The organism is Vibrio sp. SCSIO 43133 (genome assembly GCF_023716845.1).
In the GTDB taxonomy this organism is placed as follows: Bacteria; Pseudomonadota; Gammaproteobacteria; order Enterobacterales; family Vibrionaceae; genus Vibrio; species Vibrio mediterranei.
Genome location: NZ_CP068024.1, coordinates 1063470 through 1077801 on the forward strand (window position 1 = coordinate 1063470; position 14332 = coordinate 1077801).

11 protein-coding genes are annotated in these 14332 nt (G+C 44.5%); 2 read left to right on the forward strand and 9 right to left on the reverse strand.

Features of this window, described 5'->3' with window-relative positions:
- Positions 1-466 precede the first annotated feature (466 nt).
- The 6 genes from JKJ11_RS05205 to gap form a co-directional block, all read right to left on the reverse strand.
- Complete coding sequence (locus JKJ11_RS05205; RefSeq protein WP_006071311.1) at positions 467-2341, reverse strand: BCCT family transporter; 1875 nt, start codon at positions 2339-2341, stop codon at positions 467-469.
- A 91-nt stretch (positions 2342-2432) separates the two neighbouring features.
- The gene (locus tag JKJ11_RS05210; protein WP_006071310.1) at positions 2433-2798 is read right to left on the reverse strand and encodes a hypothetical protein; all 366 of its coding nucleotides are present in this window, start codon (positions 2796-2798) and stop codon (positions 2433-2435) included.
- A 142-nt stretch (positions 2799-2940) separates the two neighbouring features.
- Complete coding sequence (locus JKJ11_RS05215) at positions 2941-3891, reverse strand: ChaN family lipoprotein (RefSeq protein WP_252038832.1); 951 nt, start codon at positions 3889-3891, stop codon at positions 2941-2943.
- Between the two features lie 104 nt (positions 3892-3995).
- On the reverse strand, positions 3996-4808 hold the full coding sequence (gene rlmA / locus JKJ11_RS05220) for a 23S rRNA (guanine(745)-N(1))-methyltransferase (RefSeq protein ID WP_252038833.1): 813 nt from the start codon (positions 4806-4808) through the stop codon (positions 3996-3998).
- Between the two features lie 70 nt (positions 4809-4878).
- Positions 4879-5763 (reverse strand): D-hexose-6-phosphate mutarotase, encoded by an 885-nt coding sequence (locus JKJ11_RS05225; protein ID WP_252038834.1) that lies wholly within the window; start codon positions 5761-5763, stop codon positions 4879-4881.
- A gap of 144 nt (positions 5764-5907) precedes the next feature.
- Positions 5908-6903, reverse strand: a complete 996-nt coding sequence (gene gap, locus JKJ11_RS05230; protein WP_004748683.1) for a type I glyceraldehyde-3-phosphate dehydrogenase — start codon at positions 6901-6903, stop codon at positions 5908-5910.
- 362 nt (positions 6904-7265) lie between these two features.
- Between gap and msrB the strand changes: the two genes are divergently transcribed.
- Positions 7266-7667 (forward strand): peptide-methionine (R)-S-oxide reductase MsrB, encoded by a 402-nt coding sequence (gene msrB, locus JKJ11_RS05235; protein WP_038223355.1) that lies wholly within the window; start codon positions 7266-7268, stop codon positions 7665-7667.
- An 83-nt stretch (positions 7668-7750) separates the two neighbouring features.
- Here msrB and JKJ11_RS05240 read toward each other — a convergent pair whose 3' ends face one another.
- Entirely contained in the window at positions 7751-8566 is an 816-nt protein-coding gene (locus tag JKJ11_RS05240) for a DUF2989 domain-containing protein (RefSeq protein WP_124940867.1), read from the reverse strand.
- A 142-nt stretch (positions 8567-8708) separates the two neighbouring features.
- Between JKJ11_RS05240 and JKJ11_RS05245 the strand changes: the two genes are divergently transcribed.
- Positions 8709-8993 carry a YeaC family protein gene (locus tag JKJ11_RS05245; protein ID WP_031494478.1) on the forward strand — a complete coding sequence of 95 codons (285 nt, stop codon included), beginning with the start codon at positions 8709-8711 and terminating at the stop codon, positions 8991-8993.
- 37 nt (positions 8994-9030) lie between these two features.
- Here JKJ11_RS05245 and JKJ11_RS05250 read toward each other — a convergent pair whose 3' ends face one another.
- Both JKJ11_RS05250 and rne read right to left on the reverse strand, forming a co-directional pair.
- Complete coding sequence (locus tag JKJ11_RS05250) at positions 9031-10590, reverse strand: SulP family inorganic anion transporter (RefSeq protein WP_006075502.1); 1560 nt, start codon at positions 10588-10590, stop codon at positions 9031-9033.
- Between the two features lie 340 nt (positions 10591-10930).
- Positions 10931-13915 carry a ribonuclease E gene (gene rne, locus JKJ11_RS05255; protein WP_252038835.1) on the reverse strand — a complete coding sequence of 995 codons (2985 nt, stop codon included), beginning with the start codon at positions 13913-13915 and terminating at the stop codon, positions 10931-10933.
- Positions 13916-14332 lie beyond the last annotated feature (417 nt).

Below are 14332 nucleotides of genomic sequence, written 5' to 3' on the forward strand. Positions count from 1 at the left end.
TGTCGAACAATAGGTATGTATATTCACATTGTCTCGATTATTATGCATTTCATGAGTGGGTCATTGACCCACAAATGGAGCCAATAAGTAAAGCTACTAAATGATTTCTGTCCAAAGGTGAGTTAGCAGCTATCTCTAGCGAGTGTGATCTCTAGCGAACGTGATCGCCATAGCACTGTATGATGCGATGGATCGTTCTGTGGAAGAGTGCGTTGTGTATAGCAGAGCGCTGGCTAGCAACAAATATCGAGATTTGCTTTGCTCGCGTTGATGGAAAGTTGAGAATTTTGGGGTGGTTTTCTCAGGTTTTGATTAGAGAAATGCCTTTTTGTTGAGAAAACCATGGGCCCACTGGTATTGCTGGTCTCTCTCATGATTCATAAAAACAAAAATTAATTCTTGTATGTCATCAACCATCCGAATCGTTAACAAAAAAGCAGGCTTAATGCCTGCTTTTTTGATGCTATTAGCTTGCGGAACAAACCTCAGTAAACCTTATTCTCGCATCTTGTGCAGCTTGTGAGGACTGCTCTTTCGCGTTCTGAGCATCTGTGAGTAATTGAAGCTTCGCCTCTAAATCATCCAACAATTCTTGTGGAATCGCTTTACTGGTGTCATCGGCATGCTCTAACGCATAAGCGCGAATCTTTTTCTTAACTTTGAATAGGGCATGCAGCGCGGTACGTTCTTCATCTGCGGCAATTTGCGCAGCGTCACGACACTTTTCAAAATTAGCTAGTGCAACCCCTTCATTTGACCAAGGATCAAACTCTGGAAGTTCTTCAATGTTAATGGTTGGCTCTACATAATCTTCTTGGTGACGAATATCCAGCGTGGTGGCTTTGACCGCGGAAATCATCAGCATAACTGCGATACCGAGTAGGGGTAGACCGCCAACGATTGCGGCTGTTTGTAGTGTACTCAAACCACCTAAGAACATGAGAACAGCAGGCATAAAGCTCAAAGTGAAGGCCCAAAATAAGCGGTTCCAGCGCATTGGTTCCTGCGTTACGTCTTTTTGAACCACAGACGCCAAGATGTAGGAAATTGAGTCGAATGTTGTTGCTGTAAAGATGATACACAGCAATGTAAACAAAAGAATGATAAACCAAGCAAATGGTAGCTCTGACAACATAGAGAAGATGGCTTTTGTTGCACCAAACTCGTTCAAAATTGCGACAATATCAAGCTGCCCAGATAGTTGTAGTGATAGACCGTAGTTTCCTAAGATGATAAAAAACAGGAAGCAACCACATGAACCAAAGAACAATGAACCTGCGACCATCTGTTTAATTGTGCGACCGCGAGAAATGCGTGCAACAAACAAGCCCATACTTGGCGCGAACACTAACCACCACGCCCAGTAGAAAATGGTCCAATCTTGTGGGAAGTGAGTGTTGTCAAATGTACCGTAGCCACCGAATGGTTCCGCCCATGTCGCCATCACAAAGAAATTAGACATCATTCGACCGATGGAATCTAGACCCGTCTCCAGTATAAAAATAGTTGGACCCAAAACTAACACTAGAGCAAGAAGTAGCATCGCCCCCCAGAAGTTGATGTTACTGAGGATCTTAATGCCTTTTTCCATCCCCGCAAATGAAGAGTAGGCGAAAATCGCAGTACAGATGGCCAATACGCCGATTTGTGAATAGGTGTTTTGTGGTAGCCCGAATAAGACGCTCAAGCCCTCGCTGATAAGCGGGGCTGCAAGTCCTAATGTCGTCGCTGCACCACCTAATAGGCCGAAGATGAAAAGTACATCAATTAGTTTTCCGAGAGCACCATTTGTGTGTTTCTCGCCGATGACTGGAATCAATGCGCTGGATACTTTCAGTGCAGGTTGCTTACGTACGTAGAAGAAATAAGCGATAGGTAATGCAGGGATCAGATAGATGGCCCATGCAATCGGTCCCCAGTGGAAAATGCCATATGTTGCTGCCCAGCGAACCGCTTCTTCACTTCCCGCTTCTAGCTGAAATGGTGGCGCTTGATAATAATAAGCCCACTCAATACACCCCCAGTAGAGAATACTGGCACCGATACCGCCGCAAAACAGCATAGCGGCCCAAGAAGACGTTGCAAACTCTGGCGCTTCGTCAGGTTCGCCTAGTTTAATCTGGCCGATATCGCTAAAAATGATGAATATCATAAAAAAGAGGGCAGCGAGGCCAAGGGCGAGGTATAGGAAGCCAAACTTGTCGGTCATAATGAGCTTGGCTTGCCCGATGATTTTTGCACCTTGTTCAGGGAACATTATCAAGGGAATGATAACGCTCAGGAGCAATGTGATTGCGCCAAAGAAAGTTGGCTTATCAATCAGCTTGAAGTGTCGATTCATAAATTGTGATCATGCAGTTAAAGATGATCGATTATCAAGTGAATGCGGTTTCCACCTCAAACAGGATTATTTGTCGTTAGGATAAATACCGTTATGCCAAGGCTAATATCAAAGCACCAATGGTCACCGCTGCGGAGACATACTGACCGGCAGAGTAAGAACTATCTTCTTGTTTCTCTAAGTCATCTGGATGGTCCATACCTAATGCGCCATGAGCAAAGGAGGTGACAGATTTACCCAAACTATCATCATCGTCTTTTGAGATATTCTCTTTATTGGCGTCTTTGCTCACTTCCTTTTCTAGCATTGCTTTAGCTTGAGGTGAGATGGATACACTATCTCCATTGCCTGTAGGCAAAGTGTTGCCGTTAGCAGTGGCACCTTCTGCTACTGTCTTAGTGGCCGTCGCAACAGGCGCGTTTGTATGGCTCATTAGGTTTGAATTGACGCTTTGCATAACTATCTCCATTAGCGCTATCAATCAATACATCGTCCAATGTGGCAAAAACTTTATAAAAGCTTCTATAAATGAGAGATTGATCGATGCTATTAACATGGACTAAGCAATTTGTGCGCCAATCATAACTTGTGTTGATGAGTTATTTACAAACCAGTGAGTCGTTACGCATTTTTAAGCTCTTATACGCCTTCATTCGGTTCTCATTTTTAACGTAACGTTTTGGTGGTGGTAGCACTTCCAATTGGTAGTCATCGCTTGTACTCACAATGTCACTCACTGGCGTAATCACGACGATACTCAAGTCAGGGTTCAATTGCTGGATCTGCGCAGCGGTTCCTAATGCTTGCTCGGTATGAAATTTACCTGCGATGTGCATGACCTGAGAGTTAGGGTGTGCTGCCATATAGTTAACAATACTTTCTGCCATAGTCACATCCCAGGCGAGTTGAGCAGCGTATTGTTTCTTCGTTTGTTCAATGTCACCGTGATGCATGGAGGCCATGAATTTTTCTTTGTATGGCGAATCTGATGTGTCTATCGTTGCTGCGACCAGGGAACGTTCTTGCTCATCCAGTTTATCTAAGTAGCCAACCCCTTGACGCCCAATACAGCGGACGATTGATTTTGGTGCGTTGCTGGCAATAATGTCGATATCTGAATTCTTGGCTAACTCAACGAGTGGGCGGTAGTCGCTTTCGTAATTTGGCCAAGCTCCTCCTTGTTTAATTAAGATCTGCTCACCAATTTGTGAAGCGAGATAGGCATCAACCACAGGCTGTTTGTCACGGGTAAACTGTTCCATAGAAAGCGCAGTGTCCGGATTGTTGTTAATGAGTTCTTTCAGAAGATCGGTTTGAAATCGATGAATGCCCGCATGGGTATGCCATTCCCCAACTAAGATAACATCGGCGTCCAATATCGCCTTAGGTAAAGCGCTTAGGCTGATTGATTCGCCAGTAGGGCTGGCCAATTGGTAATCGTAAAATGAAGCGATACTTTCCGGTTTCGAAGCTTGGTATTCAGGTGAGTTTTTTGTCGTGGCACAACCCGATAGAAGGGCGAGTGATATGAGAATGGGTAATGCTTTCATAGTCTGTTCTCTCTATAAAAATAGCCTTCATCGGAAGGCTATCTTGGAACCGTAATGGTAATAGAGATTGAACGTGGACTCAATCTAATTGAAAATAAATCTCATTACATTTTACGGTAGGCTCGAATCAAGAAGTCGGCGTTACATTGAAACTCTTGTTGTGACTTGAGGTTCGACCTTACTTCATCTGTCGCTTTCCAAGCAAATGGTGTCATTTGCAACAAGTCATACGCTTGTTGGCCACTAAGGTTCATTTCATAGTCTAGTTTAGATTCAGACAAAAGTTCGAAGCCTTCAATTTGCTCTGCCGTTTCATCATGTAAACGAACATCTTGATAGATCAACGCTCTAAGTTCATATAGATGGTGACTGCCTGGCGTTACGGTCAGCATGATCCCTTGATCTTCAATACAGCGAAGTAACTCATCGTGTTTACAAGGTGCGTAAATTCGAATCACCGCAGCTAGACTGTTTTCAGAGAAGGGCAGCTTATGACTTGAGGCAACACAAAAGTTGACGTTTGGGTAGCGTTTTGCGCCGTATCGAACCGCTACTTTGGAAATATCCAGTCCATGAAAATCTAACTTTTTGTTCCTTTCTGATAGGTATTGCTGAAAAAAGCTAGTGTAATAACCTTCTCCACAGCCGATATCGAGAACTGTGCCTTGGTTTACGAGATTGGCTAGAGTCTCCGCAACTTGTTGACGCATAGGTGCGTATAAATCGTGCTCAAGAAAAGTACGTCGTGCCTGCATCATTTCTTTATTGTCGCCAGGATCTTTTGAGCGTTTGTGCTGCACAGGCATGAGATTGACATAACCTTCTTTTGCCAAGTCGAACTGGTGGTTGTTTTCGCAGCGAAAACTACGCTCATTAAGGGATAACGATTGCTGACAGAGCGGGCATTGATAGGACATAGGTTAGACTCGACGAAAATTTTCGTAAGTCTAACCATATCATGGGTTGGAAGCAATTAGCTCGGGCGATTTACTTTACCGAAAGAGTGGTTGCGAGCTGGTAAGTGTCACCAGGGTTAAGTTCCTGTCCTGCTTCTAGTGTCTTAGCGTGTAATGTGGACTCTATACAGAACATAGTTAAGTAGCCATCATCGTTCATGTCGCCCATCGACTTCGCACCTGCTTCCCAAGGATTCCAAAGGACTGCAGAATTGTCACCGTCATTAACGATGGAGAGTTGTCGATTGAATGCATTATCGTGAAGCACAATTTCTTTGTTTGGCTCGGTGTAAACACGATCGATAGTGTCGGTTAGAGACAGGATTTCGCCACCCTGACACACTTTACCTTCTTGTAGGCCGTCAATATAAGTTGGACCCATCCCAGTGACTTCCATGTTATGAATGTCACCGATGTTTAGGTAAGTATGCAGTGCACCTGAGAACTTCCATGCAGCCGAGTCGGTGTTGGTAACATTGAGGGTAGCAGTGAGTGTTTCAGATACTTCTACGTTTAAAACGAGTTGGAAGCGGTGTGGCCAAATTTCTCGTGTTTGGTCGTTGTCAGATAGCCCCAAGCTAACAATAACACCAGCGTCGTTTTCTCGGTGCTCGATTAGCGTCCAAGCGCTGTTGCGCGCAAAGCCATGAGCAGGGGTGGCAACACGGCCAAACCAGGGCCAGCAAATAGGTATACCACCTCGCAGTGCAGCTTTGTTATCGTAGACTGCGTCTTTGCTCATCCAAATCAACTCTTCTTGATTGGAGGGCTCAAACGAGATGATATGACCGCCATGAAGGGAAATCGCAGCATTTGCTTTAGGGTGGTTGATGCGAACGATCGTATTGTCGCCTAGCTTAGCAGTCGTTACGTAGTCAGAAAGTACAGTTAAAGCTGGTAGCGTAGACAAGTCCATAGATTGTAACTCCTAGGTGAGAGTTTCTGGTTCCTAGGGGAGGGTAATGTTTGACATTCCCAGGTGATATTGAACCCAGAAACAGATACAAAAAAGGCGACCCAATGAGTCGCCTTAATACAAATATTCAGCTAAAAGCTTACATTACTTAGAGATGTGAGCGATTAGGTCTAGAACTTTGTTTGAGTAACCGATTTCGTTGTCGTACCAAGATACAACTTTAACGAAGTTGTCAGTTAGAGCGATACCAGCTTTAGCATCGAATACTGAAGTTTGAACTTCACCGATGAAGTCTTGAGAAACAACTTGGTCTTCAGTGTAACCTAGAACACCTTTAAGAGCGCCTTCAGATGCTGCTTTCATAGCTGCACAGATAGCTTCGTAAGATGCACCGTTCTTAAGGTTAACAGTTAGGTCAACTACAGAAACGTTAGCAGTTGGTACGCGGAAAGCCATACCAGTTAGTTTGCCGTTTAGTTCTGGAAGAACAACGCCTACAGCTTTAGCAGCACCAGTTGAAGATGGGATGATGTTCTGAGAAGCACCACGACCACCGCGCCAGTCTTTAGCAGAAGGACCGTCTACAGTTTTTTGAGTAGCTGTAGTAGCGTGAACTGTAGTCATAAGACCAGATTCGATACCGAACTCGTCGTTAAGAACTTTAGCGATAGGCGCTAGACAGTTAGTAGTACAAGAAGCGTTAGAAACGATGTCTTGACCAGCGTAAGTGTCTTGGTTAACGCCCATTACGAACATTGGAGTAGCGTCTTTAGAAGGACCAGTTAGAACAACTTTCTTCGCGCCAGCAGTGATGTGCTTACGTGCAGTCTCGTCAGTTAGGAAAAGACCAGTTGCTTCTGCTACTACGTCAACATCGATAGCATCCCATTTTAGATCTTCTGGGTTGCGCTCTGCAGTTACACGTACAGTTTTGCCGTTAACGATTAGGTTACCGCCTTCAACTTCAACAGTACCGTTGAAACGGCCGTGAGTTGAATCGTACTTAAGCATGTATGCCATGTACTCAACGTCGATTAGATCGTTGATACCTACTACTTCGATGTCGTTGCGCTCTTGCGCTGCACGAAATACGAAACGACCGATACGGCCAAAACCGTTAATACCTACTTTGATAGTCATTATAGTTGCTCCACAACTTAATTTCTGTTTAAAGATAACTGGTAGTAAAATTACAGAATCCAGTCACTAACTTCAATAGATAATCGGAATTAATTTGTTTAAAGTCAAAAAAAAGTGTCGCTTTTCTTAACATTCGGTATTAAATGACGTTTTTTTGAACTTTGATAGAGACTCTGTAATAGTTTTAGTTATGTATTTAACCTTGTAAGCAAGGTAAGTTAACATAATTGATACAGCTTGGTTGGAAATTGACAACAATGTGCTACAACCAAGTTTGCTATACGTATGATATATAGCGTGTATAAAATGTAGACAATAAAAAAGGGAGTGTAAAGGTCGTGAGTGGTGAAAATAAAAACGCGATGAAGCCCGATGATTACTGGCGTGAGACCCTAAATGATGAACAGTACCGTGTGTGCCGACAGCAGGGTACTGAAGCGCCTTTTAGTGGTACTCTACTACACAACCGTGATACTGGCTTATACCATTGTACTTGCTGTGCAGCGCCACTTTTTCATTCTGAAAGCAAGTATGATTCAGGCTGTGGATGGCCTAGTTTTGATGCACCGGTCGATCAAGAAGCCATTCGATTTTTAGAAGATCTAAGTCATGGTATGCAGCGAATAGAGATTAGATGTAAGGCATGTGATAGCCATTTAGGCCATGTTTTTGAAGATGGTCCTAAAACAACGGGGCAAAGGTATTGTGTCAATTCTGTGTCGTTAATTTTCAACAAAAGTGAAAGTAGTGATGTATCTGACTGATTCTATGTACCATTCTTTCATTTTGTAGAGATAAAAACGGGCGCCATTGTGGAGCCCGTTTTTATTTTCAATAATTTAGTAAACTATTGAAGCACCAAGTCTCTCGTATAGCTTCCGTTATCAATGGCTTTCGCGACAGTTTTTGCTTGCTCGTTGAGAGAGCGATAGTCTTCTTCTGCTAACCCAAAAAGCAATCTAAGTTCGTTGTCTGAAGCGATGGGGACGTCAAACTCTTTGCCAACCATCGCCCAAAGATAGGATTGCTTTGGGAGGTCTAGGTTTTGAGTCACGCTTGCTAAAGACTTAATCACTTCTTTGTTGACGTATTTTCCACCTGCCGAAAGCTCTAGAGACCGATTTAATAGTTGATAGGTTTTTTGCTTATCCCGTGAAATATAATAGGTGGCGAGAGCATATTGCATGGAAGAGGTGTCAAGTACGCCGGTATTTTCCATGGCTAAAAAGCGACGTTTTGCTGCTTGGCTTCCCGTTTCGCTCCATAGAAAATAGAGCGTTTCTGGCGAAGTAGAGCTCGCTAAATCTCGAGTGATTCGTTCTTGTTCTTCTATCGAATACATTAGAGCATTAAATCTTTTTGTTTTGAGGTCGGCCTGTTCAATTGGCTGAATTTGCGATGCTAACTCTAGACACTTTCGATATTCCTTGAGCAGGTGATAGTCTTTGACTTGATTCTTTTCACTAGGGTCGTCAAGCATCTCATAGCGATGCCAAATAAGGTCTGTTCTCGCGATTCGGCATTGACCATCGTTTATGTTTAATGAAGAACAGTTCAAACTGGGCTCGCTTTCGCAGAGCTGATCTGTGTTCTTGCGAGTTTCAAAACAGCCGGATAAAAGTGAAGTGGCTACTAAGGCGGATAGGAGATAAGGTAATTTCATTCTACTACTTGTGATCAATTACACTGATTTGTCGTACTCAACTTGACTCAGTGTATCATCACGTTATGGTTCGAGTAACGAATTAACCTCTCAGAACCGAAATTTAGCAGGTCTGAAAGTTCAAGCAAAAAGAAGGTTCAGTATGGACGTAGAACAACTCTTAGAAGCCATGACTCCGGATGTTTATGAGAGACTTCTGTATGCCACTGAAACTGGTCGCTGGCCAGAAGGTAGTAGATTATCTCAAGATCAAAGAGACTCTTGTATGCAAGCGGTAATGCTTTATCAATCGAAGCATAACGTAGACCCTCAGCATATGTCGGTCGCCGCAGGGGGCGAAATTAGCTTCAAAAGCAAAGCAGAGCTAAAAAAACAGTTCAGTGCAGAACAGCAAGACATAATGAGAGTTAAAGTGAGCAACGAATAAAAAAGGGGCAATGAGCCCCTTTTTATTTTGCTTTCTGTTATCCAGCAAGTACGTCAGTTGCAACCTTGTAGCTCGGATCTTCTTTCACATTGATTTCGACTAAGCTGCCCGCCTTTTGTAACAGTGCGCGGCAGTCAGGACTTAAGTGTCTCAAGTGAAGCGTTTTACCCACTGCCGCATAACGTTCCGCTAACGTCTCGATAGCTTCTATAGCTGAGTGGTCTGTAACGCGCGAGTTGGCAAAATCAACGATGACATCGGCTGGGTCGTTCTTAGCATCAAACAACTCTAGGAAGTTCGCAGCAGAGCCGAAGAAGATAGGTCCGTTAACTTGGTACTCTTTAGAGCCTTCAGCATTAACGCTGCTACTTGCGTAGATGTGTTTCGCGTGTTCCCAAGCGAACATAAGCGCAGAGACTACAACACCCACAGCAACCGCTACAGCAAGGTCAGTAAGAACGGTAACTACCGTAACCAGCACAATGACAAAGAAATCTTGTTTAGGTACACGGCGTGCAAGCTTAAAGGTCGCCCATTCGAACGTCCCAATCACAACCATAAACATTACGCCTACTAGTGCGGCTAACGGAATCATTTCGATAAGTGCTGCTGCAAAAAGAATAAACATTAGTAGTGCAACGGCTGCAACGATACCTGACAAGCGGCCACGACCACCAGAGTTCACGTTGATCATTGACTGGCCGATCATGGCACAGCCACCCATCGCGCCAAACACCGAACAGGTTACGTTTGCTAGACCTTGACCTACACATTCACGGTTAGATTGACCACGTGTATTGGTCATTTCATCAAGTACGGTCAGTGTTAATAGTGACTCGATTAAGCCGATTGCCGCCAAAATAATAGCGTATGGCAGAATGATCTGTAGGGTTTCAAGCGTCAATGGAACCGCTGGGATGGAGAACTCTGGTAGAGAGCCCGCCAACGTTGCGTTCATATCACCTGACATAGAGCGCAGAAAATCGACAACGGTGCGTGTATCCAAACCAAGACCCTGAACCAATAAGGTAACAGTCACGATAGCAACTAATGATGATGGAACTGCGGTAGTTAGTTTAGGTAGAAAGTGAATAATACCCATAGTCAACGCAACTAATCCAAGCATCAGCATCATTTGATCTTGAGGTAGCCAAGTTAAGGCACCTGAAAGGTCAGGGGCTTTAAACTGTCCAAGCTGTGCCAAGAAGATAACGATCGCAAGGCCGTTAACGAAGCCGATCATAACAGGGTGGGGTACCATGCGAATGAATTTCCCCAATTTAAATAAACCTGCACTGATTTGTAGTAGGCCTGCAAGCATAATAGCGGCAAAGAGATATTGTACTCCGTGAGTCGCTACCAGACTGACCATTACTACAGCCATTGCGCCTGTAGCGCCAGAGATCATGCCCGGACGGCCACCGAAGATAGAAGTGACTAAACCGACGATAAAGGCGGCGTATAGGCCAACCATTGGGTCAACACCGGCAACGAACGCAAAAGCAACCGCTTCTGGCACTAATGCCAATGCAACGGTAAGGCCGGATAGAACATCGTTTTTTACCGAGTGCTTGGAAAACTGTGGAAATTCAAACATGTAATTGTGCTTACTTATGTTGTTGGATTTATATGGATTTCATCCAGCGCAAATTGAGACGTTCAAAGTGTAGAATTACTATATGAATAGCATAGGTGAAAATGATTCGTCGTCATTATCCATTTTCTATATGACATAGATATGGCGCATTGTTGATGAAATAATCAAAGCTCGGCATGCTACCGAAATGTGAACAAAACTTCAATATTGAAAGAAAGTGTTTCGATACTAAGTGGCATCTTTATGCCTACGATTTTCGCCAACGATTTTCGCCAACGATTCTCTAATAATAAAAAAGGCTGCGATATTCGCAGCCTTTTAAAGTTTTCCTTTCTACGTATTAGTAGTTAGGTTTTGTCATTACTGCTGACGCAGAGTTAGTGGCAACTTGGCTGCCCGCACCTTTCTGTTGGTAGCGCTCAGCTTTAACAGGCGCAGCGTTGATGATAATTTCACCAAGTTCTTGCTTGCCCTCAGCTTTAGCCATTGGTGCACTCGCGTGGCCTTTGAAGCTAACAACCGCTTTCTCTACAACAGGGGTTACTGGAGTAGGTTCCACGATAGTAGGTTGCTCTTCAACCACTGCATTTTCAGCTACTGAGACTTCAACCATAGGCTCGGTTTCAACAACAGCTTCTGTAGCTGGCTCAACGATTGCTGTTGCAACTTCTGCAACTGGTTCTGCAACTTCTGCAACTAGTTCTGCAACAACTTGAACTGGCTCAACTACAGCTTCAACGACCGTTTGCTCAACCTTTGGTTCTGTTACAACAGGTGCTTCAATAGCTTCTGGCTTACGCATTACGATAACCTTACCCATTGCCATCTCCGGCATAGCAACACCTGTGGTTGTGACTAGCTCTTTAACTTCCGCTTCAGGTTTCGCTTTCGCCTTAGGTTTCACAATGCCATAGCTCGGCATTACTTTACCCATTGCCATTTCAGGAGAAGCTACACCACCCTTGCGTAGGCGGAATGGGTTAGGGCGACGATCGCGACCACGACGACGACGTTGACCACTTGCACGTAAGTGACGAGGAGAGCGACGGTTACGACGTTGTTTGCCTTCCTCTTTCGCTGGAGCTTCTGTTGCTGCTTCAGGTGCTTGAGGCTTTTCTACTGCAGTTTGAGCTGTCTCAACAGACGCAACCTGAGCTGCTTGCTCTTCTTGTTGTGCTTTTTGATCTTTTACGCGCACTTGCTTAGAAAGCTTACGACGCTGACGACGCTCTTTAACTTTCGCCGCTTTTTCTTCAGAACGAGGTGCTTTTTTCTCAGCTTGAACATCAGCTGCGATTTGTTGACCTTGCTCTTCTACTTTTGATTTGCCGCTTTCTTCATCGCGTTTTTTATTACGACGGTCTTGCTGCTTACCGCGACGATTCTGCTGTTTGCGCGATTCTTGAGCATTGTCTTTAGACTCTTTCTCTTCGTCACGAGCAGGTTTGTTACGGCGATTCTTGTTACGATCATTATCGCGAGAATCTTTACTATTACGGCGACGTTGGTCGTTGTTTCGATTACGACGCTGTCTGCCGTTGCGATTCTTAGGTGCTTCTTCTTTCTTCTCTGGTTCTTTCTTAGGCTCTTCATTTGAAGAGAAAAGTGAACCAATAGCAGAAAGGATGCGAGAAATCAGACCAGGCTGCTTCTCTTCTTTTTTCACTTCTACCTTGGCAGGCTTACTAGGCTTAGGCGCTGGAGTCGGGGCGTTTTGAGTAGGTGTCGCAAAACCTTGCAGTGCAGGTTGCTCAATCTTACGCGGCTTAGCTTCGACTTCGGCTTCCTTAGCTTCAGCCTCTTTGAGTGCTTCTAGCTTTTTAGGTAGCAAGTATGACAACAGGTCTTGTTCCTCACCTTCACGAACACGAATTACCTCAAAATGAGGCGTTTCCATATCAGAATCAGGAACAATAGTGATCTTAACTTCTTGTACGCGCTCAATGTGGTTAATGGAGCGACGCTTTTCGTTTAGTAGGTAAGAAGCAATTGGCACTGGCACGATGGCAAGAGCTTGAGACGTGTTGTCTTTTAAGGCTTCTTCTTCGATGAGACGAAGTACTGATAGCGCTAATGACTCGTTATCACGCACCACACCAGTACCAGTACAACGCGGGCAAATGTGATGACTTGCTTCAGCCAAAGATGGGCTCAAGCGTTGACGAGACATTTCTAGTAGACCAAAACGAGAAATACGACCTATTTGGACACGGGCACGATCAATTCGTACTGCCTCGCGCAGACGGTTCTCAACCTCACGTTGGTGACGTACAGGAGTCATATCAATAAAGTCGATAACAACTAAGCCACCTAGGTCGCGAAGACGCAGCTGACGAGCAATTTCATCTGCTGCTTCAAGGTTAGTATTCAGTGCAGTTTCTTCGATATCGCTGCCTTTGGTAGCGCGGGCAGAGTTGATATCGATAGAAGTAAGTGCTTCAGTTGGGTCAATAACGATAGATCCACCAGATGGAAGCCTCACTTCTCGCTGGAACGCTGACTCGATCTGGCTTTCAATCTGATAGTGACTAAATAGCGGTACTTCACCTTCGTATTTCTTCACTCGGTTCACAAAGTCTGGGCGAACCAATTGAATGTGCTGGCGAGCACGCTCGTAGATGGTGTTGCTATCAATCAAGATCTCGCCGATATCGCGACGTAGGTAGTCACGAAGTGCACGAACGATAACGTTACTTTCTTGATGGATTAAGAACGGAGCAGGGTTTTGGTCTGCTGCACCCTTAATGTTTTCCCAGTTGTTTAGGAGGAAACGCAAATCCCACTCAAGCTCTTCGGCACTTTTGCCTACGCCCGCAGTACGAACAATTAGGCCCATACCTTGTGGTAGTTCTAGAGTGCTCAGCGCGGCTTTTAGTTCTGTACGCTCTTCACCTTCAATGCGGCGAGAAATACCGCCAGCGCGAGGGTTGTTAGGCATTAGTACTAAGTAGCTACCTGCTAGAGAGATGAAGGTTGTCAATGCAGCACCTTTACTACCGCGTTCTTCTTTCTCAACTTGCACGATCACTTCTTGGCCTTCGCTCAAGACATCTTTGATGCTTGGGCGACCTTGGTAGGTGTAGCCTTCAGGGAAGTATTCGCGTGCAATTTCTTTGAGAGGGAGGAAACCGTGGCGTTCGGCACCGTAGTCAACAAAAGCGGCCTCTAGGCTAGGCTCAACTCGAGTGATACGTCCTTTGTAGATATTCGCTTTTTTAGATTCGTGACCTGGACTTTCGATATCAAGATCGAATAGTCGCTGGCCATCGACCAAAGCGACACGCAACTCTTCTTTTTGAGTTGCGTTGATTAACATTCTTTTCATTACAGAAATTCTCGTTGTATTTTCTTTGTTTTCATCATTGCTCTTGTCACAGTTTTCGTAAGTCGTGGTGCCGGATCCCATGGCTTTGTAAAATGCAGCCTCCCGGCTGGAAGGGATGCTCTTGGGCACTACAGTCTTCACACAGAACTTTCGCTGTGTGCTCCGCATATGTGGCGGTGATACTCAACACGATTACGTGAGTAGGTGACAAGGAAGTCTTAGCGATCAACGTCTTATGCCAGTTGCTGCGTCTCAAAACTAAGCGTTCTACTCATAGTTAAAATTGCTCAAAGATAATATCGACAAATCATAAATCGATTTTAATTACCTATTGCAGCTGTGAACTATAGCAGCGCAGCGAATTATCAGCAATCAGCTTTAGTATAAACCACAGAAAAAATTCTGATTATGCCTAGT

What these genes read in the sequence shown, in the direction of transcription:
- JKJ11_RS05205 (WP_006071311.1), bottom strand. Translation starts at nt 2,341, where the DNA reads ATGAATCGACACTTCAAGCTGATTGATAAGCCAACTTTCTTTGGCGCA.
- JKJ11_RS05210 (WP_006071310.1), bottom strand. Translation starts at nt 2,798, where the DNA reads ATGCAAAGCGTCAATTCAAACCTAATGAGCCATACAAACGCGCCTGTT.
- JKJ11_RS05215 (WP_252038832.1), bottom strand. Translation starts at nt 3,891, where the DNA reads ATGAAAGCATTACCCATTCTCATATCACTCGCCCTTCTATCGGGTTGT.
- rlmA (WP_252038833.1), bottom strand. Translation starts at nt 4,808, where the DNA reads ATGTCCTATCAATGCCCGCTCTGTCAGCAATCGTTATCCCTTAATGAG.
- JKJ11_RS05225 (WP_252038834.1), bottom strand. Translation starts at nt 5,763, where the DNA reads ATGGACTTGTCTACGCTACCAGCTTTAACTGTACTTTCTGACTACGTA.
- gap (WP_004748683.1), bottom strand. Translation starts at nt 6,903, where the DNA reads ATGACTATCAAAGTAGGTATTAACGGTTTTGGCCGTATCGGTCGTTTC.
- msrB (WP_038223355.1), top strand. Translation starts at nt 7,266, where the DNA reads ATGAAGCCCGATGATTACTGGCGTGAGACCCTAAATGATGAACAGTAC.
- JKJ11_RS05240 (WP_124940867.1), bottom strand. Translation starts at nt 8,566, where the DNA reads ATGAAATTACCTTATCTCCTATCCGCCTTAGTAGCCACTTCACTTTTA.
- JKJ11_RS05245 (WP_031494478.1), top strand. Translation starts at nt 8,709, where the DNA reads ATGGACGTAGAACAACTCTTAGAAGCCATGACTCCGGATGTTTATGAG.
- JKJ11_RS05250 (WP_006075502.1), bottom strand. Translation starts at nt 10,590, where the DNA reads ATGTTTGAATTTCCACAGTTTTCCAAGCACTCGGTAAAAAACGATGTT.
- rne (WP_252038835.1), bottom strand. Translation starts at nt 13,915, where the DNA reads ATGAAAAGAATGTTAATCAACGCAACTCAAAAAGAAGAGTTGCGTGTC.